Annotated in this window: 14 protein-coding genes and 4 tRNA genes; 12 read left to right on the forward strand and 6 right to left on the reverse strand. The window is 58.3% G+C overall.

The features are described from left to right. Window positions 1-59 precede the first annotated feature (59 nt). The gene (gene rdgC / locus H8B20_RS02870; protein ID WP_042558339.1) at window positions 60-980 is read right to left on the reverse strand and encodes a recombination-associated protein RdgC; all 921 of its coding nucleotides are present in this window, start codon (window positions 978-980) and stop codon (window positions 60-62) included. A 159-nt stretch (window positions 981-1,139) separates the two neighbouring features. Here rdgC and H8B20_RS02875 point away from each other — a divergent pair. From H8B20_RS02875 to H8B20_RS02890, 4 genes are all read left to right on the forward strand, one after another. Beyond that, a tRNA-Val gene (locus tag H8B20_RS02875) sits at window positions 1,140-1,215 on the forward strand. A gap of 19 nt (window positions 1,216-1,234) precedes the next feature. Continuing rightward, window positions 1,235-1,311: transfer RNA gene (locus H8B20_RS02880), tRNA-Asp, on the forward strand. A 191-nt stretch (window positions 1,312-1,502) separates the two neighbouring features. After that, a tRNA-Val gene (locus H8B20_RS02885) sits at window positions 1,503-1,578 on the forward strand. Window positions 1,579-1,597: 19 nt separating this feature from the next. Further along, a tRNA-Asp gene (locus H8B20_RS02890) sits at window positions 1,598-1,674 on the forward strand. A gap of 228 nt (window positions 1,675-1,902) precedes the next feature. On the opposite strand, the gene H8B20_RS02895 is transcribed toward H8B20_RS02890, so the two are convergent. Then, on the reverse strand, window positions 1,903-3,069 hold the full coding sequence (locus H8B20_RS02895) for a catalase family protein (protein WP_210622292.1): 1,167 nt from the start codon (window positions 3,067-3,069) through the stop codon (window positions 1,903-1,905). Further along, a complete protein-coding gene (locus H8B20_RS02900) occupies window positions 3,066-4,874 on the reverse strand; it encodes a di-heme-cytochrome C peroxidase (RefSeq protein ID WP_210622293.1) in 1,809 nt (602 codons plus the stop codon). The genes H8B20_RS02895 and H8B20_RS02900 overlap by 4 nt, the downstream gene beginning before the upstream one ends. A 270-nt stretch (window positions 4,875-5,144) precedes the next feature. Between H8B20_RS02900 and H8B20_RS02905 the strand changes: the two genes are divergently transcribed. The 7 genes from H8B20_RS02905 to H8B20_RS02935 all read left to right on the forward strand — a co-directional run bounded on the left by H8B20_RS02905 (window position 5,145) and on the right by H8B20_RS02935 (window position 13,275). Further along, window positions 5,145-5,861, forward strand: coding sequence for a BamJ family beta-barrel-assembly machinery protein (locus tag H8B20_RS02905; protein ID WP_042558398.1), 717 nt, complete (start codon window positions 5,145-5,147; stop codon window positions 5,859-5,861). A gap of 294 nt (window positions 5,862-6,155) precedes the next feature. Continuing rightward, entirely contained in the window at window positions 6,156-6,611 is a 456-nt protein-coding gene (locus H8B20_RS02910; RefSeq protein ID WP_042558399.1) for a YkvA family protein, read from the forward strand. A gap of 112 nt (window positions 6,612-6,723) precedes the next feature. Next, the gene (locus H8B20_RS02915) at window positions 6,724-7,065 is read left to right on the forward strand and encodes a helix-turn-helix domain-containing protein (RefSeq protein WP_042558400.1); all 342 of its coding nucleotides are present in this window, start codon (window positions 6,724-6,726) and stop codon (window positions 7,063-7,065) included. Then, complete coding sequence (locus tag H8B20_RS02920) at window positions 7,062-7,433, forward strand: hypothetical protein (protein WP_003223109.1); 372 nt, start codon at window positions 7,062-7,064, stop codon at window positions 7,431-7,433. Before H8B20_RS02915 ends, H8B20_RS02920 begins: the two co-directional genes overlap by 4 nt. After that, on the forward strand, window positions 7,434-7,841 hold the full coding sequence (locus tag H8B20_RS02925; protein ID WP_210622294.1) for a sel1 repeat family protein: 408 nt from the start codon (window positions 7,434-7,436) through the stop codon (window positions 7,839-7,841). Between the two features lie 236 nt (window positions 7,842-8,077). Then, the gene (locus H8B20_RS02930) at window positions 8,078-12,859 is read left to right on the forward strand and encodes an RHS repeat-associated core domain-containing protein (protein ID WP_210622295.1); all 4,782 of its coding nucleotides are present in this window, start codon (window positions 8,078-8,080) and stop codon (window positions 12,857-12,859) included. Then, window positions 12,859-13,275: a hypothetical protein gene (locus H8B20_RS02935; protein WP_210622296.1), complete on the forward strand. Its 417-nt coding sequence runs from the start codon at window positions 12,859-12,861 to the stop codon at window positions 13,273-13,275. Before H8B20_RS02930 ends, H8B20_RS02935 begins: the two co-directional genes overlap by 1 nt. A 20-nt stretch (window positions 13,276-13,295) precedes the next feature. Here H8B20_RS02935 and H8B20_RS02940 read toward each other — a convergent pair whose 3' ends face one another. Beyond that, window positions 13,296-15,086 (reverse strand): bifunctional diguanylate cyclase/phosphodiesterase, encoded by a 1,791-nt coding sequence (locus tag H8B20_RS02940; protein WP_210622297.1) that lies wholly within the window; start codon window positions 15,084-15,086, stop codon window positions 13,296-13,298. A 134-nt stretch (window positions 15,087-15,220) separates the two neighbouring features. Then, the gene (locus tag H8B20_RS02945; protein WP_210622298.1) at window positions 15,221-17,305 is read right to left on the reverse strand and encodes a carboxy terminal-processing peptidase; all 2,085 of its coding nucleotides are present in this window, start codon (window positions 17,303-17,305) and stop codon (window positions 15,221-15,223) included. 138 nt (window positions 17,306-17,443) lie between these two features. On the opposite strand from H8B20_RS02945, the gene H8B20_RS02950 reads away from it, so the two are divergent. After that, complete coding sequence (locus tag H8B20_RS02950; protein WP_115148225.1) at window positions 17,444-18,406, forward strand: zinc-binding dehydrogenase; 963 nt, start codon at window positions 17,444-17,446, stop codon at window positions 18,404-18,406. A gap of 97 nt (window positions 18,407-18,503) precedes the next feature. On the opposite strand, the gene H8B20_RS02955 is transcribed toward H8B20_RS02950, so the two are convergent. Further along, complete coding sequence (locus H8B20_RS02955) at window positions 18,504-19,157, reverse strand: HAD family hydrolase (RefSeq protein WP_210622299.1); 654 nt, start codon at window positions 19,155-19,157, stop codon at window positions 18,504-18,506.

The following is a 19,157-nucleotide window of genomic DNA, read 5'->3' on the forward strand; positions in this document are numbered from 1 at the left end:
TTCCAGATGTAGAAGCTGCCGAAGGCTGCGATCTTTCAAGCTTTCACACAAAAGGCAGGTCAGATCCCCTGCGGAGTCTCTTCGCCACCCAATGCTTCAACTAGCGCCGGCAGGAAGTCGCCGAACGTCAGCATCATCAGTGTAAAGCTGGCATCCAGTTGGCCGAGGGCTTCTTCGCCGCCGTCCTGTTCCGCCTGATCCTGCAACAGATCTTCGAACTTCAGGCGTTTGACGGTCATCTTGTCGTCGAGCATGAACGACAACTTGTCCTGCCAGGCCAGCGACAGTTGAGTAACGACTTTGCCGGTGCTCAGGTGCAGCTGGATTTCTTCGCTGGTCAGGTCCTGACGCTTGCAACGCACGATACCGCCGTCTTCGTGGGTGTCGCGCAGTTCGCACTCGTCCAGCACGTAGAAGTCGTCGGCGGCTTTCTGCGTGGTGACCCATTCGGTCATGGTCGCGGTTGGCGACATTTTCACGGTCAACGGGCGGACGGGCAGGGTGCCGATCACTTCACGCAGGGTCGACAGCAGGTCTTCGGCGCGTTTCGGGCTGGCCGAGTTGACCAGGATCAGACCCTGTTTCGGCGCGATGGCAGCGAAGGTCGACGAACGACGGATGAAGGCGCGCGGCAGGAAGGCCTGGATGATTTCATCCTTGATCTGGTCGCGTTCCTTCTTATAGACCTTGCGCATCTGCTCGGCTTCGATCTCTTCGACCTTTTCCTTGACCGCATCACGTACGACGCTGCCCGGCAGAATGCGTTCTTCTTTACGCGCAGAGATCAGCAGGAAATCACCGCTGACGTGCACCAGTGGGGCATCTTCGCCTTTGCCGAACGGCGCGACGAAACCGTAGGTGGTCAACTCCTGGCTTGCACATGGACGCGCCAGTTTGGTGGCCAGTGCAGTTTCCAGCGCCTCGGCATCGACAGGCAGGTCTTGGGTCAGGCGATAGATAAGCAGGTTTTTGAACCACATGGGGTGAGTCTCTCCTTTATACAAAGGGGGGCATTATTGTCTTCGCCGTGGCATAGGCCAACCCTTCTCTAAGCCTTTGGAAGGCCTCGGAAAATTATTTAAAAAAGTGCTTGCCAGAGGTGGGGTCGCTCCGTAGAATGCGCGCCACACCGAAGCGAAGGGTGATTAGCTCAGCTGGGAGAGCGTCTGCCTTACAAGCAGAATGTCGGCGGTTCGATCCCGTCATCACCCACCATTCGTTTCATGTGTTACGCGCAGCGGTAGTTCAGTCGGTTAGAATACCGGCCTGTCACGCCGGGGGTCGCGGGTTCGAGTCCCGTCCGCTGCGCCATATTCGGTAACCTGGAACACTGAACGCCAGGTCACCACGGAAAAACCCGCCAAGGCGGGTTTTTTTCTGCTCCAAGGTTGTACCCGCGGGATGTGTCGTTTTACCTGTTTTCGGATTTATTTGAAAAAATATTCAATTAAATCAACACGTTACGAAAACTTGTGGCATAATGCGTCCCGTAACGAAGCGAAGGGTGATTAGCTCAGCTGGGAGAGCGTCTGCCTTACAAGCAGAATGTCGGCGGTTCGATCCCGTCATCACCCACCATTCGTTTCAAGCGTTTCGCGCAGCGGTAGTTCAGTCGGTTAGAATACCGGCCTGTCACGCCGGGGGTCGCGGGTTCGAGTCCCGTCCGCTGCGCCATATTCGGTAATCTGGAACACTGAACGCCAGATCGCCACACAAAGCCCGCCTAGTGCGGGCTTTTTGCTGTCTGGCGTTTGGCTTTTTGTGTGCCAGACACAAGTCCTGTGGTGATGGGACTTAATTTCCCGATGGCTTGCATCGCAGGCTCAGGATTTCAGATGCTGGGGCCGCTTAGCAGCCCATCGTGGATTAAATCCGATCGCCACAGCTAGTCTGCCTGTCCCGCTATTGTGTGGCGTTTTGGCTATGTCGATAGTCACTCACGGCCTCATACACGGCTTTACGCAAGCGGTTGATTCCGCCAATCGGCCGATGCGCCTCAATGCCAAACCACGGATTGAACGAAAGGTTGTCGCACGCGAGATTCAGCGCCGGGGTGTCGAAGTCCTGCGGAGGCAGCGTGATGTGGGCCACGGTTTCGAAGGGAGCATCGCGCTCGCGCCACTCGATGCTGGTGTCCTCGATGGGCATGTATCGGTTGGCGTCCTGACGCTGAATCTGCAAGACAAAACACGCGGGGACGCGATCTGTCGACAACTGCTGGGTCAAGGCACTGCGCAGGAAATTCGGCAGATCCTGATTTTGCCGGGGCAGGGTGTACGCCGGGCAATTGTCGGGGGCCGGTGCCACCCTGAACTTGGCGTTGGCTTCACTGAATTTATACGGCGAGACCGAGAAATACGTAGTCTCTGTCGGGCTCTTGGGGGCCGGCGACAGGGTTGCCAAGGCGATAAACAAATGCCGGACCTGCCAGGTACGTGGGTCCCATCCGGGGAAAAATGCCATGACCTTTTTGCCGTCAGCCTGCGCGGCCACATTCTGACGGTACTCGGCGACATTGCTGACAAAGAAGTTCGGGTGACTGAACATCACGAAATCTTGTTCATGTTGTTGCTGGCGGTTTTCAAGTAATTGTTTGCCGGGAACGTCGAACAGTTTAATCGCCATGCCGCGGGCATCACGCATGCTGTCGAACTGCGGGTAGGCATTGCCGTTGGACAGGCGAATCATCGCCTGCCAGGTTTTGCCCGGCTCACTGAACACGCCTTGTCGCAACGACTGAGCCAGTTCCGGCAATACTTTCACTTCAGCTTTTACGCAACCATGCGCCTTGGCGTGAGCATCGCGAAGATAGCGCGTGCCTTCACGGTGTTGATCGACGATGCGCACAGCCGTTTGGATCACGTCCTGAGTCATGCCTCCCTCATCGGCCGGGATCTGCTCCAGTGTCGACACCGGGCCACGATGCTGCCAAGCAAACCATGCAGTGCCGATGGCCCAGCCGAGCAGGCCGATGGCGAGCAGGATCAACAGGGTTTTGCCTAGTAGACGTCCCAGCCATAGCCAGAATCGAGCCAGCAGTGGCAGTTCTTTCTTGAAGGTCGAGATCATGGCAATTGCGCCTCCAATGGGCCGCCGAGAACTTTCAGGTATTCCAGCAATGCCCATCGCTCTTGAGGTTGCAGCAGGCGGCCGATGACGCCATTGCCACGTTCGCCGGCGCGGAATTCATGACCGCTGTTACGATTGCCGCTGATCCGCGTATCGAACAGGAAGCCGTTGGTAAAGGCTTCGGTGCGATAGCCCAGATGCCGAGGGTCGTATTCGAAGGTGCCTTTATAGAAGGTGGTGGCGCGCTCATCCTGTGGCGACAGCAACTGATAAAGGCTCGGCACCGAGCCGTTGTGCAAAAACGGTGCGGTGGCCCACACGCCAGCCAGTGGGCGCGCCTTGTAGGCGACCTTTTCGCGCACGCCGATGGGCAGACCGAAACCGTCGAGGCGGGGTTTTTCTTCAGGACTGACGTTTGCCTCGCGATAAGCACGGTTTTCGACGAATGCGGTGACGTACGCCAGGCCTTTGGCCACGGACAACAGGCTAAGGTCCAGCGGTTCCTTGGGCGACGGATGCAGTTTTACGTCCATTTTTTCCAGCTCCTGCAGATTCCATTGCAGGGCTGTCAGGTCGAAGCGGTGGTTGGCAACGTTGTTGGCCGCGTTCGGATCGGTGCCGATCACCGCGACGGGCAACATGTGCAAATGCTGCACCCAGCGGTCGCCCTCATGAGCCTTGCGCGGGACGTGGCAACTGGCGCAGTTTTCGGCAAACAGCGTACGGCCCTTGGCGGCCAGTGCCTTGTCGGCCGCCCCGAACAGCTCCTCGGGCCAGGCGGGCGGTTGCAGGCGTTGCAGGGTTTCTTCGATTTTATTCAGGTCGCGCACGCGCACGCTGGAGGGGTAGCGATCATTGCCTTGCAGCGGCTGGCCGTTGGCATCGAAGAAGTTCAGAGTCGCGCCGACGCCCAGAGCCTCGCCAATATTGCGCGCCATCGGCTGTTGCGCCGAACCGTTCCACTGCACCCAGTCAAACGTCCACATGTCCCACAGTTGCGGGTAGTCCACTGGCGCGTTGGCCACGCGATAGTTGGCGGGGGAAATCGCGTCGCCGAATGTCGCGTTGGCAATTCGCCCGAACGCATCGGTACGGCCCGGCCCTTCCTCGGTTGGGTAAAGGCCACGGTGAGTGTCGTTCCAGGCGACTTTCAGAAAGGTGTCCAGCGAGGCTTTGAAATCTTTGCGCAGCTGTTCGTGGCGAGCGTCGTAGTCATCGCCCAGAACGCTTCGCGCGAAGCGTTCGAATTTCCACGGGTTGTAGTAAGTCGAGGTCAGACTGGCGACCAATGCCTGTCCGAAACTGCCACCGCGTAACGTAGGAACGCTGGAAGGCAGGACATGCTGTGCCGTGCCGCCGTCGATGCGCACAGCCTGACCGTTGAAGCGCAGTTCACCGGTGTGGCAAGCCGCGCAAGTTATGTCCAGATATTGCTCGGAGCTGCGAGGATTCTGGTGTCGTGCGAAACCGACCGGAAGGTTGCCAGGGTTGTCTGGCGTGGCTTTCTGCTGCGGATCAATCAAAAAGCCAAAGCGTGCGAGGTATTCAGGGGAGGCGAAGCGCTGCTGCGAGAATGGCAACTCCAATGCCTGGAACCATTGATAGCGCAGCCCTTTGACCCGTGTGCCCTGGGGCGTGAAGTAATAGGTCTGCCGCTCCTGTTCAGTCCACTGATTCAGGTAATGCACCTGCTGGGCCGGGGTGTAGAAGGGCAATTTCGGGTTGGCGACGTAATACAAAACCACCGCAAGGACGAGTCCCAGCAGGAGCGCGATCAGGGTCAGAACGCGGAGTAAGAGGCGCAAGTTAAACATCCTTGTCGAATTGTTGCGCTGTTATGCCTGAGCCTGACCTTGTGTGGCAAGTGGCCATCATGCCAGATGTTGCAGCAAGGAGAGTCGGTCGTTGGCGTCGGCAGATGACAGAAGCTTCATCGTGTCTGCGCCCCAATGCGTTTTAATCCCTGAACTTATCGGAAGTTTCCTGCTCTCATGCCGGTAGCCATTGGTCGTGGCGGCCTGATAAGCTCGCGGCTTTACTCGATTGCCCTTTCGGCGCATGAACAAGGAAATAGCATGAAACAGCATCGGTTGGCGGCGGCGGTAGCCCTGGTTAGCCTGGTACTTGCGGGTTGTGATTCGCAGACCAGCGTAGAGCTGAAAACCCCGGCGCAAAAAGCTTCCTACGGTATCGGCCTGAACATGGGCAAGAGCCTGGCTCAGGAAGGCATGGATGATCTGGACTCCAAAGCGGTAGCCCAGGGCATCGAAGATGCCGTCGGCAAGAAAGAACAGAAGCTGAAAGATGAAGAGCTGGTCGAAGCTTTCGCCGCGCTGCAAAAGCGTGCCGAAGAGCGTATGGCCAAGATGAGCGAAGAGTCGGCATCCGCCGGCAAGAAATTCCTCGAAGAAAACGGCAAGAAGGCTGGTGTGACTACTACCGCTTCCGGCCTGCAATACGAAGTGGTCAAGAAAGCCGACGGCGCACAGCCTAAGCCTACCGACGTAGTGACCGTTCACTACACTGGCAAGCTGACCAATGGCACCGTCTTCGACAGCTCCGTCGAGCGCGGCAGCCCGATCGATCTGCCGGTGAGCGGCGTGATTCCGGGTTGGGTTGAAGGTCTGCAACTGATGCACGTTGGTGAGAAGTACAAACTGTACATCCCTAGCGATCTGGCTTACGGTGCGCAATCGCCAAGCCCGGCAATCCCGGCCAACTCGGTTCTGGTCTTCGACTTGGAACTGCTGGCTATCAAGGATCCAGCCAAAGAAGACGCCGCTGCCAAGTAATCGGCGACGGCTTCGACAACAACGCCTCGCTTATGCGGGGCGTTGTTGCATCTGGACCTTGAGGAGGGTAAACAAAGCGAACCGATGCCGGTCAGAAGAGTCATAGGCTTTGAGGCTGCCCGCGCTAGACGCCCTGAGCCGCCAAGTCAATGAAATATTGGGGTTTTTTATGTGAGTAAAAAACGCCCGATCTGAGCGCAGCCCTTATAAAACGGGGCTCTCAGCGCGCAAATGCAGCTCTGTTCACAAGGTTATCCACAATTTGTGTGGATAACATTTCAACGGGAGGAATAGATGAAAGCTCCGTGGAATTTCGCTCGATTCCTGCCTTTGGCTGGCCGCCTGCTGGCTCGCGGCCGTCTGCCGACCTTGCTGTTCGCGGTGGCCAGCAAAGGCGCGGCGCAAGGCAATCGGCTCGGCAAGCTCAAGGATGACCTGCGTTTGCTTCAGGCTTTGTGTCTGGCCTACTGGCGCGGAGAGTACCGGGCGATCAGTGGCAAGGCCCTGGTTTCAGTGGTCGCGGGCCTGATGTACTTTCTCAGCCCGGTGGACGCGATTCCGGATTTCATCCCGGTATTCGGCATGCTCGATGACATCGCCGTCCTCGCCTGGCTGATGAAAGTCCTCGATGATGAACTCGGTGCCTTCCGGCTCTGGCGCAATCGCCAGAATCCGGAAAAACTGGCAGTCGCGGAACGCTTGCCCGATACCCCCGAACAACTTCAGCTCCAGGGACCGAAAAAGCCCTGATTCATCCGGCTCGCAGACAGATAGATACCCCTCGCGACCTTGGCCGCTGTTAGGATTACACTTCTAGGGAAAAGTGCCGACTCGCTAAGTGTTGTTGTCCTACGGGGTAGTCATGGATATTCAGATAATTGCACGCGATGGCGAACCCGAATACGCGGTTCTGCCTTGGGCTCAGTATCAGGCTCTACTAAAAGCAGCAGGTATCAAAGAAGCACCGTCGCAGCAGGCTCCAGAGCCGCTCGCGGCAACGCCGGACCCGATTCTTCCAGGTCTGGATCAACTACGCAGTTTGCGCGAAGGGAAGGGCATCGCCATCGAGGCGTTGGCCCGCACGGTAGGCATTAGCCCGTCATATCTGGCCATGATCGAAAGTGGTGAGCGTCTGCCTGACGCCGCGATTCGTCGTAGCCTCGCTTGGGAGCTGACGGTGCCAGGGTGGAGGGATGAATCGTGAGCGTACGCATCAGTCGTCAACATTGGGACGGATTACTCGGGGAACTGGACCAGGCGCGCCGACAGCGTCATCTGCTGACCTACCGGGCCTTGCTTGAACGGCTGCAATTGCCGACACCGGCGATGCAAACCCTGACTGCCGCGCTTGAGCACCTGGCCGCGCTGGATGCCAAGGCCGAACAGCCGTTGCGCAGCTCGCTGGTGATCAGCCAAGGCGCGAGTCGCTTGCCGCGCACCGGTTTTTTTGAATGTGTCGAACGTCTGGGGCGGTTTTCCGGGCCGTCCGATGGCGTTGCCGCAGCGTCCTGGCATGCATCGGAAGTGGTCAGGGTTTTCGAATATGAATACCCGGAATCAGCGGAGGCCTGAGTGTTTCTACGACTCAAGGCGCGGGCCAGCTATTGGCTGGCTCGCAGGCTGTTTCACTGGTCATGGTTTGTGCGCCAGCCTCGCGGGTGGCGCTGGCTTGAAGGTCAGTTTGCACGCATGGCCAACCTCGGCGATGTCGGCGCGCAAAGCTTCTATGGCCACATTCTGACCTTTCGCGGTGTGGGGCTGGGAGCGCGTGAAGAAGGCGTGCGCCTGTTGCGGTTGGCGGCTCTGGCGGGTGATGGCAAAGCGGCCTATCAGGTTGGTGTGATCAGCCTGGCTGGTACCGCGAGCAAAGCGCCAGACCCTGCCGAAGCCGCGCGCTGGTGGAGAATTGCCGCCAAGGCCGGGCACCCGTTGGCCGAGCTTAAATTGAAAGAGCTGGGTGCTGGAGATTCAACGCAGTAAATCCATTTGTGTCGTCCGATAAACGGGGCGTGAGGGAAACCTCACGCCCCGTTTGCGTTTTGTCTGTCCGTTTAGCTCTTTTGCTGTTTTTGCAGATAAATCCTACAGCTATCGCTTACTCGCCTGACTTCTTTTCTGATTGATCCGCCGCACAGTTCCCGCGCCTATTTTTTGCGCGAGGGAACGCTCATGTTCGACCCGGTAACTCAGTCCGCCCAGCACCCCGACGTGCGTTGATGGAAGCCATCACTCGCATCGAGCAAGCACTCGACAGCTTCCCCGACACCCTCAGTCTCTACCGCGAACAGCTCGAACACTGGGCCAGCCGCACGGCCGACACTGTCAGCCACGCCGCTGATCTGCCGTCGCTGGTGGGCATGGAGCGGATCATCCGCTTCGGCGATCGCACTACGGCCGTCAGCAGCAGCGACGACGCATTTTTCTCCAATATCGTCCAGTGCCCGAAGGGCGGATTGATGTTGATCGAGAGCAAGTTCGAATCGGTCTACGACATTCCGCTGGGCAACATCGTGGTCGATGTGGTGGCTGTGGATGGAGGCGAAACAACACCCATCACCCTCAATGCCGAAGGCAAGGGCGAATTCAGGGGAACAGAAGGTAAGTTCTATCGCGTGCATGTGCACGGTGAGGTCACCGTGGAACAGGTCAGGGCGTTGTTCAAGTCCTATGACGGTTTAACCGGTGAGCTGGATGACTGGTTGCGCGGCGAATGGCAAGGGTTCAAGCCGCAGTGGTCGCATTCGGTGGCGACGGCGGCGGGCAACGGCATGCTCGCCGGCAGTTGGGCGGCGATCGAGGGGGTGTGGGACAGCATCGGGATGCTGTCGGACATTCTCAAGGATCCGGGCAAGTTTGCCGAGCGGTTGGGCAGTGGCGCGACTGACTTGATTGATCTGGCCGCCACAGCTCCTGAGGTCATGGAGAAGCTTCAGTTACTGGTCAGTGACGAAGCGGTGCTGTGTTTGCTGTTGCGTACCGCCAGCCTGTGGCTGGAGATGCTGCCGCCGAGCCAGATCGCCGGTAAAACCGCGCAAGCGGTATCGATGATGATGGTGCAAGTGCTGATCGACGTGCTGATTGCCGTCATTCTGACTTTCGCCAGTGGTGGCGGAGGGATCGCTTATCTGACGCTACGTCTGGCAGGTCACGCGGTTCAACTGCTCTCGGCGCTGGTGCGGTTGGTGAAGGCGATGTTCGGCATCGTCAGCGGTTTCATCAAGTACGTTGATCAATACAAGACTGTTGCCGCGCGCGGGATCGCCGCGGGTATCAAAAAAGGCCGGATGCAATTGCGCTGGAATGCCAAGCGCAACACCTTGCTGAAAAAAGACGAACACCACGACGATTCGCCGGACCAGGCAAAAAACCCCAACGGCAACAGCGCCGATTGTGTGCCACTCACCTGCAGAGACGGCTGCCCGGTGTCGATGGTTACCGGCGAAGAACTACTGACCCTGAGCGATGGCGTGCTCGATGGGCTGCTGCCATTCGAGTTCACAAGGCTGTATCGCACCAGTGCCGCCGAAATCGATGTCGGGCTGGGTTTTGGCTGGAGTCATTCGCTGGCGCATCGACTGGAGCTCGATGGCGACGGTGTTGTTTGGGTTGATCATGAAAACCGGCGTACGCGGTTCCCGTTGCCGAGTGTTGAGCGCCCGGCGATTCATAACAGTCTGTCGCGGGCGGCGATTTTTCTCGGGGATGAACCGGAAGAACTGATCCTCGCGCTGGCGGGGGATGCGGCACGGTTTTATCACTTTCGGGCCGGGCGTCTGACGGCGGTTAGTGATGCGTATGGCAATCGTCTGCGCATTGTTCGGGATCGGCAGGATCGGGTTCAGCGTCTGGACAACGGCGCGGGTCGGGCGCTGTTGTTGCGTTATGACCGCCAGCACTTGGTGGCCGTCGACTATCAGTCGTTTCAGCAGGATGAATGGACGACTGAGCAAACCCTCGTCAGCTACCGCTACGACGCCTATCAGCGTCTGGTCGAGGCGCGTAACGCGGTTGGCGACAGCGAGCGTTACGACTACGACGATCAGCACGTCATCCTGCAGCGCCAACTCACGGGCGGCGCGAGCTTCTTCTGGGAGTGGGAACGCGCTGGCAAAGCTGCCCGTTGTGTCAGGCACTGGGCGTCGTTCTCGCAGATGAACACGCGTTATGTCTGGCATGACGACGGCAGTGTCGTCGTGCATTACGTCGATGGCACCGAAGAAACCTACGTCCACGATGACCGCGCACGACTGGTGCGCAAGGTTGAGGCCGATGGCGGCGAACACCTTAAGGCCTACGACGGTTCGGGCCGTTTGGTCGCCGAGCAGGATCCCTTAGGCGCCGTCACAGAATACCGCTACGACGATGTCGGACGGCTGATCGCGCTGCTTCCGCCAGACGATGTGCCAACGTCCTACGAGTACCGCAACGGTTTCCTGCACAGCCGTTCCCGTGGCGACGCGGTATGGACCTACCGGCGCAATGCTCAGGGCGATGTGACTGAGGCGGTCGATCCTGATGGTCAGGTCACGCATTACCACTACGACGCTCGCGGACAGCTGCTGTCGATCCGTTACCCGGACACCAGTCGGCACGTTTTTGTCTGGAACACCCTCGGTCAGTTGGTTGAAGAAACCCTGCCCGATGGCGGTGTGCGGCGCTTTTCCTACGATGCACTGGGGCGGCGGAGCACAACCCAGGACGAACACGGTGCGGTCACGCGTCAGCATTGGGACGCCATTGGCCGACTGATCCAGACGACTTCTCCTACGGGCGCTACTCGCGCCTACAGTTATGGCGCCTACCACCAGGTTACTGCCGAACGCGACGAGCTCGGGCGCATCACCCGTTTCGAGTATGACGACGACCTGCACCTGGTCTCGCGTCGGATCAACCCCGACGGCACGCGGGTGCAGTACCGCTACGACCATGCGCAACTGCTGCTCACCGAAATCGAGAACGAGTCCGGCGAAAAGTACCGACTGGACTACACGCCGACCGGACTGATCCGACAGGAAACCGGCTTTGACGGGCGGCGTACGGCCTACGCTTACGATCTTAACGGTCATCTGCTGGAAAAGACCGAGTTCGGCGATGACGGCTCGGTGTTGGTCACGCACTACGAGCGCGATGCGGCCGGGCGCCTGCTGGTCAAGACCTTGCCTGACGGGGGCAAGGTTATCTATCAGTACGACCGACTCGGTCGGCTGACTGGCGTCGACGACGGCCAGAAACATCCGTTGGCCTTCGAATACGACCTGCAGGATCGGTTGATCACCGAGCATCAGGGCTGGGGCACGCTGCGTTATGCCTATGACGCCTGCGGCCAGCTCAAACGCATGCGCCTGCCGGACAACAGCAAGCTCGATTATCAGTACGCCAAGGGCGGCGCACTGACCGCCATCCACCTCAACGGCGCGCCGCTGACGCAACACATCTATCAGTCGGGCCGCGAACAACAACGTCAGCAAGGCCTGCTGCTCAGCGAATATGCCTACGACGATCAGGGCCGACTGCTCGCCCACGCCGTAGGCCATCAGCACGATTCGCTGTACCGCCGCGATTATGCCTACAGCGCCAACGGCAATCTGGAGCACATCGCCGACACCCGTCACGGCCAACGCACCTACGGCTACGACGCTCTCGACCGCCTGATCCGGGTGCGCCACTCACGCGACGAACTGCCGGAATCCTTCGCCCACGATCCGGCCGGCAACCTGCTCATGCAGGACCATTGCGGCCCGACACACATCAAGGGCAACCGCCTGCTGATGCAGGGCGATCGCCACTACGACTACGACGCCTTCGGCAACCTGATCCGCGAACGCCGCGGCACCGCACAGAAACTCGTTACCGAATACCGCTACGACTGCCAGCACCGCCTCATCGGCCTGACCCGTCCCGACGGCAAAACCGCGACCTACCAGTACGACGCCTTCGGCCGGCGGATCAGCAAAACCGTCGACGGCGAAAAAACCGAGTTCTTCTGGCAAGGCGACCACCTCGTCGCCGAAAGCAGCAAAACCCAGCACCGCAGCTACGTCTACGAACCCGGCACCTTCCGCCCGCTGGCACTGCTCGACGGCAAAGGCCCAAAAAAGGCCTGCCCGTTCTACTACCAACTCGACCACCTCGGCACCCCACAAGAACTCACCGACTACAGCGGCGAAATTGTCTGGTCAGCGCAATACGACGCCTACGGCAAAGTCGCCGCAATCACCCTGGCCGGCAAGGAATACCTGGATCAACCGCTGCGGTTTCAGGGGCAGTACTTCGACGCGGAAAGCGGGCTGCATTACAACCGGCATCGGTACTACGACCCAAGGCTTGGACGGTATTTGACGCCGGACCCGATCAAGTTGGCGGGTGGGATCAATCAGTACCAGTACGTGCCGAATCCGACGGGGTGGGTGGATCCGTTGGGGTTGAGTTCCAATTGTCCGCCGTCAGCACCGCGTCGTCCGATGCGGTACGAGGCTGGTCGCGTGGTCGTCGAAGAGGGCGCGCCCCCGCTGCCGAAAATGACGGCGCAGGAGCGACGGGCGAGGCTTGATGAGGTGGCTGAAGAGAATGCGAAGCGTCGGGTACATGAATATGAAGAACTCTATGATATGCACACTGTAAAAAAGCACAGTTCTGAAATTCCCGATCGAGCCCTAAAACAGCGAGCAATCAATGGCGCTGATCCTCACACTGGCGTCGTTCCAATACCACCTAGAGGAAACCCAAGCTCACAATTCCATAACTGGCGGATGCATCTGGGCGCTTTGAATAAAGCGATGACAAAGGATAAAGATGGTTTAATTATGCACACAGGGGAAGATCAAAGACGTAATCCAATAGTTAGGTTGGAGTTGCCTGGGGCAGGGCGTGGGTATAAGCCAAATAGGGCGGATGAGCAAAATCCAAGCCTCAATGAAAATATGAATTGGTTTGAAGTGAAATTCGATCAGGAAAATACACAGAGGCCATTTACAGGGTTTCCTGCTGAGGGTAAGTAATGTTGAAACATCCTTTTTTAAAAAAGCCTTTTGAACCAGGGTTGATGTGGTTCATTGGTATGTTCGATGTTTATGATCGAGAAGAAACTCGAGGTGTAGAGCTCGGGGTCTACAACCCCAATGAGTCTGGTGATCGGGAGGTTCTGATCAGAAAGTATTGTCTGAATCTGCCGTACCTCTCCTATAGGCATCGGCTGGTATTAGTTGAACACTTGAAAGCAAAACTAGAAGATCCAACATACGACTTTCAGCTTTTGTTCGAGATCGACCCGTGCGAAGCCGCAAGTTGGCCTCGTGGAGAGTGGGACTCACTGGATAATCCACGCGGTTTTTTCTTAGATATCTATAAGTTGGCGATAGAGGTTTGGGAGCTGGATCTTGCAAAAGCCGCTAGTGAAGATCGTTCTGTATGGTAGTTTTGGAGTGGTTCGAAACATCAACGATGGCCAGAAACGAGCGCTTCGGTAAAGGGTAGAGCATTCATACTTTCGATAACATGCACGCTATACCCCGGCACATTCTTCGCATGATGTTTCGCCTGCGAAGCCATCTCCGCAAGCTGACTGGCGTCGAGTTGCGCACATGCTTCAGGATGCAAGTGCACCACGCCAATGGACAGTGACAGCAACGGAAACTCTTGACGAATGCCTTGGCGATTCGGGGCAATGAAGCAGCCAGCCTCAAGATGCTCAGGCCGATAGAAGCGCCGGCATTGGCTTTGGAAGTCGTCGAGTAGTTGGTTGAGGCGTTTGCGCCAGTCTTCGGGGCCGAGGACGAGGAGGAAGTCGTCGCCGCCGATGTGGCCGACGAAGTCGCGGGAGGGGTCGACGCGTTCGTTGAGGCATTGCGCCAGGCACAGCAGGACTTCGTCGCCGCGGCCGTAGCCGTAGATGTCGTTGAAGGGTTTGAAGCTGTCGATGTCGACGTAGCAGATGACCGACTCGCGGCCTTGTTGCAGAAGGCGGGTCAGGCATTGCTGGATCGGCACGTTGCCGGGCAGCAGGGTCAGCGGGTTGGCGTAGCGGGCCTGCTGGATTTTCAGTTCGGTGATCAGTTTGAGTACGTCGATCACCCGGCCAAGGCCGAGGTATCCGCCGTTGAGGGTGATGATGAAATCTTCTTCGATGCGTTGGCGGGCGCGGCTGGTGATCAGGCGGCTGACCTGTTGCAGCGACTGGCTCATTTCCACGGCGAGGAAGTCGTCGTTCATCAGGCGGCTGATGGGTTTGCGGGCGAACAGGTCGGTGGCGAACGGTTTGAGCAAGGCATCCGACAGGGAGTGGCGGTGGACGATGCCGCACGGCTGGCCTTGTTCGTCCAGCACTGCCAGCGAGTTGAGATTGGCCTGGCGGCGGAAGGCTTCCAGCACGGTGGCGGTCGGCGTATCGCGCCCCACGGCCGGTTGCTCGTTGAGCAAGGCACTGAGATCGCTGCCTTCGTCGTTCAGCGCCACCGCGCTGCTGTCGTGTTTGGGCATCAAAGCGCGGGCATCGCGGGGTGGATGCTCTTGCGGACGGCCGAGCAGATAACCCTGCACCAGATCGACACCCATTTCCGTCAGCACCGCCAGTTCTTCCGGCAATTCGATACCTTCGGCAATCACTTGAGCCCGTGACGCCTTGGCGATTTGCAGGATCGACCCGACGAACTCGCGCTTCAAGGCGTCCTGATGGATACCGTCGATAAAGTGCCGGTCGATTTTCACGTAATCCGGGCGCAGTTCCGACCACAGGCGCAGGCTCGAATATCCGGCGCCGAGATCATCCAGCGCAATGGAAAAACCCATGGCCCGATAGTGATGCAACGCGGTCTGCAACAACTGGAAGTCGTCGATCGGCGTCTGTTCGGTGAGTTCGATGACCACCTGGCTAGGTGGAATGCCGAAGTCCTGCAGCAGTTGCAACGTGCGCCCCGGCTGGTGCGCGGCTTCGAGCAAGGATTCCGGCGAGACGTTAAGAAACAGCTTGCCCGGCAGTTGCTGCTCGTTGAAACGGCGGCAAGCACTTTGTCGGCAGGCGATCTCCAGTTCGCTCAGGCGCCCGGCCTGACGCGCCACGGCGAACAGCGCGATCGGTGAGTGCAGAGGACTGTTGGACGGGCCGCGGGTGAGGGCTTCGTAGCCGAGAATGCGGCGCTCTGAGAGACAGATGATCGGCTGAAACAGGCTGTGTAATCCGCTTTGAGTCAGGATTGAGCTCAAAGCACTCAGCTGTTCGGTCGTGGTCATGGCAATCTCTGGCGATAAAAAAAGGACTGGGAGCGCTCTCTATGAAGAGAGTGGCTCCCAGTCCTTTATTGCACGACAGAATGATGACTGTTTGATGACGATCCGGGGATCGTCAGCATTAAATCGCCATCACCTTACTTCTTGGCGACCTGGTTGCTCAGCTTCAAGTAATCCAGCAGAACGCGCCCGGTTTCGCTCAGATAAGCATCGTCTTCTGGTTTGAGCTTGTCCGGCTCAGCTGCTGCGAGGGCGTCCTCGTCTTCTTTCTTCAGCTCTTTGAGCGGCTCTTCGCCCTTGGCCTTGCGACGGATGTTCTCCATCACCAGTTGCTTGGCGTCGATGTCGGCATGCTGGGCACGGCGGTCGGCTTCGTTGAGGCTGACGGTTTTTTCCAGCATCAGTTTCTGCGCCAGGGCCAGCTTGTCACGGATGAATACGAACTCGGCATCCTTGGCGGTGCGCGTGTCATGTTCGGACTTGAGCTGTGCCAGGAACGGTTTGAACGGATCGGCCGCCGGTTTGATCGCCGCGCGGATAGTGTCCCACGGCATGGCTTCCGGCAGGGCGCTCTCGCCGATTTCCTTGGTGTCGATCAGCGACGGGTAGTCGATGTCCGGCAGGACGCCTTGGTGCTGGGTGCTCTGACCGGAAACCCGGTAGAACTTGGCCAAGGTCAGTTTCAGTTCGCCATGGTTCAGCGGCTGAATGGTCTGCACGGTGCCTTTACCGAAGGTCTGGCCGCCGATGATCAGTGCGCGGTGGTAGTCCTGCATGGCGCCGGCGAAGATCTCCGAGGCCGAGGCGGACAGGCGGTTGACCAGCAGTGCCATCGGACCTTTATAGAACGCGCCCGGGTTTTCATCTTCCAGCACGTCGACGCGGCCATCAGCATTACGCACCAGAACGGTCGGGCCCTTGTCGATGAACAGGCTGGTCAACTCCGTAGCTTCCTGCAGGGAACCGCCGCCATTGTTGCGCAGGTCGATAACCACGCCGTCGACTTTTTCTTTCTGCAGTTCAGTCAGCAGTTTCTTGACGTCACGGGTGGTGCTCTTGTAATCCGGATCACCGGCACGGAACGCCTTGAAGTCGAGGTAGAAGGCTGGAATCTCGATCACGCCGAGTTTGTAATCCTTGCCGTCCTGTTTCAGGTTCAGCACAGATTTTTTCACGGCCTGGTCTTCGAGCTTCACCGCTTCACGGGTGATCGGCACGATCTTGGTGGTCTGGTCGTTCGGTGCATTGCTGGCCGGAATCACTTCCAGGCGCACCACGGTGCCTTTCGGGCCGCGGATCAGCTTGACCACTTCGTCCAGACGCCAGCCGACCACGTCCACCATTTCTTTGTTGCCTTGGGCAACGCCGATGATCTTGTCGGCCGGGGCTACCATTTTTGTCTTGTCGGCCGGGCCTGCTGGCACCAGACGCACGACTTTCACCTGATCGTTGTCGCTCTGCAACACGGCGCCGATGCCTTCGAGGGACAGGCTCATGTTGATGTCGAAGTTTTCCGCGTTATCCGGCGACAGATAGTTGGTGTGCGGATCGTAGGACATGGCAAAGGTGTTGATGTAAGCCTGGAAGATATCTTCCGGACGGGTCTGGTCCAGACGCGACAATTGATTCTTGTAGCGCTTGGTCAGGGTTTCCTGGATCTGCTTGGACTCTTTGCCGGCGATCTTCATCCGCAGGACTTCGTCCTTGACGCGTTTGCGCCACAGGTCGTCGAGTTCGGCGGTGGATTTGAGCCAAGGTGCGTCCTTGCGATCAATCAGCAAGGTCTCCTTGGTGTTGAAGTCCATCTTGTCGACGCCTTTGTTCAGCTCGGCAAGGGCGAAGTCCAGACGCGATTTGACGCGATCCAGATAGCGCTTGTAGATGGTGAACCCGGCGTTGAGGTCGCCGCTTTTGAGGAAGTCGTCGAACTGGGTCTTCCACTTGTCGAATTCGGCGATGTCGCTGGCCATGAAGTAGCTGCGCGACGGATCCAGCAGCTTGAGGTAGCTGTCATAGATGATCACCGAGCGCGCATCGTCGAGCGGCGGCTTGCTGTAGTGGTGACGCTTGAGCAACTCGACGACGTTCAGGCTGGCGATCACTTCGTCGCGATCAGGCTGTAACTTGTCCCAGCTGTTGGCTGCGAATGTATTGCCCGACACCGGCAACAGGCCGATACCGATGAAAAGTGCTAGGGCGGTGCTGGGGAGCAAATGCTTCATGCTGATTCGACGCGGGGACAATTGATAACGCATATTAGGCCGTCTTTGAAGTCGCCGGTTCTACAAGAGCCGGTCGCATAATGCAAAAAGCCCGGCGCTACAGCTTCGGGCTCAGTCCAGACTCACTATGGAGGCACTGTGAAGGCATTGCAAGGCGTGGAAGGTCAAGTGGCATGGGTTGAAGAGCCGAGTCCTACATGTGATGTAGGACAAGTCCGCATTCGCGTGGCGGCAGCGGGCCTCAATCGAGCCGATTTATTACAGAAGGCAGGGCTTTATCCACCTCCGCCGGGTGCCAGCCAAGTACTCGGTCTTGAGTGCTCGGGGGTGATCAGCGAGGTCGGCGCAGGTTCGTCCTGGCAGGTAGGCGATAGGGTTTGCGCCTTGCTGGCCGGGGGCGGGATGGCCGAAGAGGTGGTGGTCGACGGGCGGCATGTGCTGCCGGTGCCGGAAGGTGTTTCGCTGATCGAAGCGGCGGCATTGCCTGAGGTTTACGCAACAGTCTGGCTGAATGTGTTTCAACTTGCGGCGCTCAAACCGGGTGAGAAAGTTCTCTTGCACGCCGGAGCAAGTGGAATCGGTTCAGCCGCCATTCAGCTGTGCAAGGCGTTTGGCAATCCGTGCTGGGTCAGCGTCGGTTCAGCCGAACGTTTGGCCTACTGTGAAAGTCTGGGCGCGCAGGGCGGGGTGGTGCGCACGGATGATCTGGAAAGCCTGCGCGACCTCGGCCCGTTCGATGTCATCCTCGATCCGGTCGGCGGGAATTATTCGGCGCTGAATCTCAAGCTGATAGCGCTGGATGGACGCTGGGTGTTAATTGGTCTGATGGGTGGCCGCGAGGCTAAACTGGATCTGGCACAGGTATTGGCCAAGCGTGTGCAATTGCTGGGCTCGACCTTGCGCAGCCGTGACGATCAGTTCAAGGCAGACCTGTTCAGTGACCTGAGCCAGCACGTGTGGCCGTTGTTTGCCGAAGGGCGGTTGAAACCGCAATTGGCAAAGGCTTTCCCGGTGAAAGATGCCGAGGCGGCGTTTGCGGAGCTGGCGAGCAATACGGTGGCGGGGAAACTGGTCTTGGTGATTGACGACAGCCTTAGCTGAAAAAACGGCGAGATCAAAAGATCGCAGCCCTCGGCAGCTCCTGCATTGGCAAAGTGAACGCCCTGTAGGAGCTGCCGAAGGCTGCGATCTTTTGTTTTTACTTCCAGATGTGGATCGGCCAGCCGGACTTTTCGGCATGCTCAAGCAACACCGGATCCGGGTTGACCACGTGCGGGAAATCCACCTTCAGCAACAACGGAAGGTCATTGCGTGAGTCGGAATAGAAACTCGCGCCCTCCAGATTTTCTTCTTCAGCATCCAGCCATTCCAGCAAGCGGATGATCTTGCCTTCGCGGTAGGTCAGGGTCCCGACGGTGTGACCGCTGTATACGCCGTGCGCGACTTCCAGTTCGATGCCGAGAATTTCGTCGATGCCCAATCGATCGGCAATCGGTTTGACCAGGTGCGTGCCCGACGCCGAGATCACCAGAATCCGATCGCCGGCCTTGCGGTGGGCGGCGATGGTTTTGGTCGCGTCGCTGAAGATGATCGGCTCGATGAAGTCTTCCACCCACGGGCCGACCAGGTGCTCGACCTCTTCCGGCGTGCGACCGATCAACGGCTCAAGGCTGAACTCCATGTAGTCTTCCATGCGCAATTTGCCATGGCTGTAGGCATCCATCAGCTCGTTGTTCTTGCGCATGAACGACTCGGGGTCGACCCACCCCAAGCGTCCCATCTGCTCGCTCCAGAGGGTGGCGCAGTCACCGTGAATCAGGGTTTCGTCCAGATCAAAAATTGCCAGGGCCAT

Origin of the sequence: Pseudomonas sp. P42, assembly GCF_017973755.1 — a bacterium.
GTDB classification, from domain to species: Bacteria; Pseudomonadota; Gammaproteobacteria; order Pseudomonadales; family Pseudomonadaceae; genus Aquipseudomonas; species Aquipseudomonas iridis.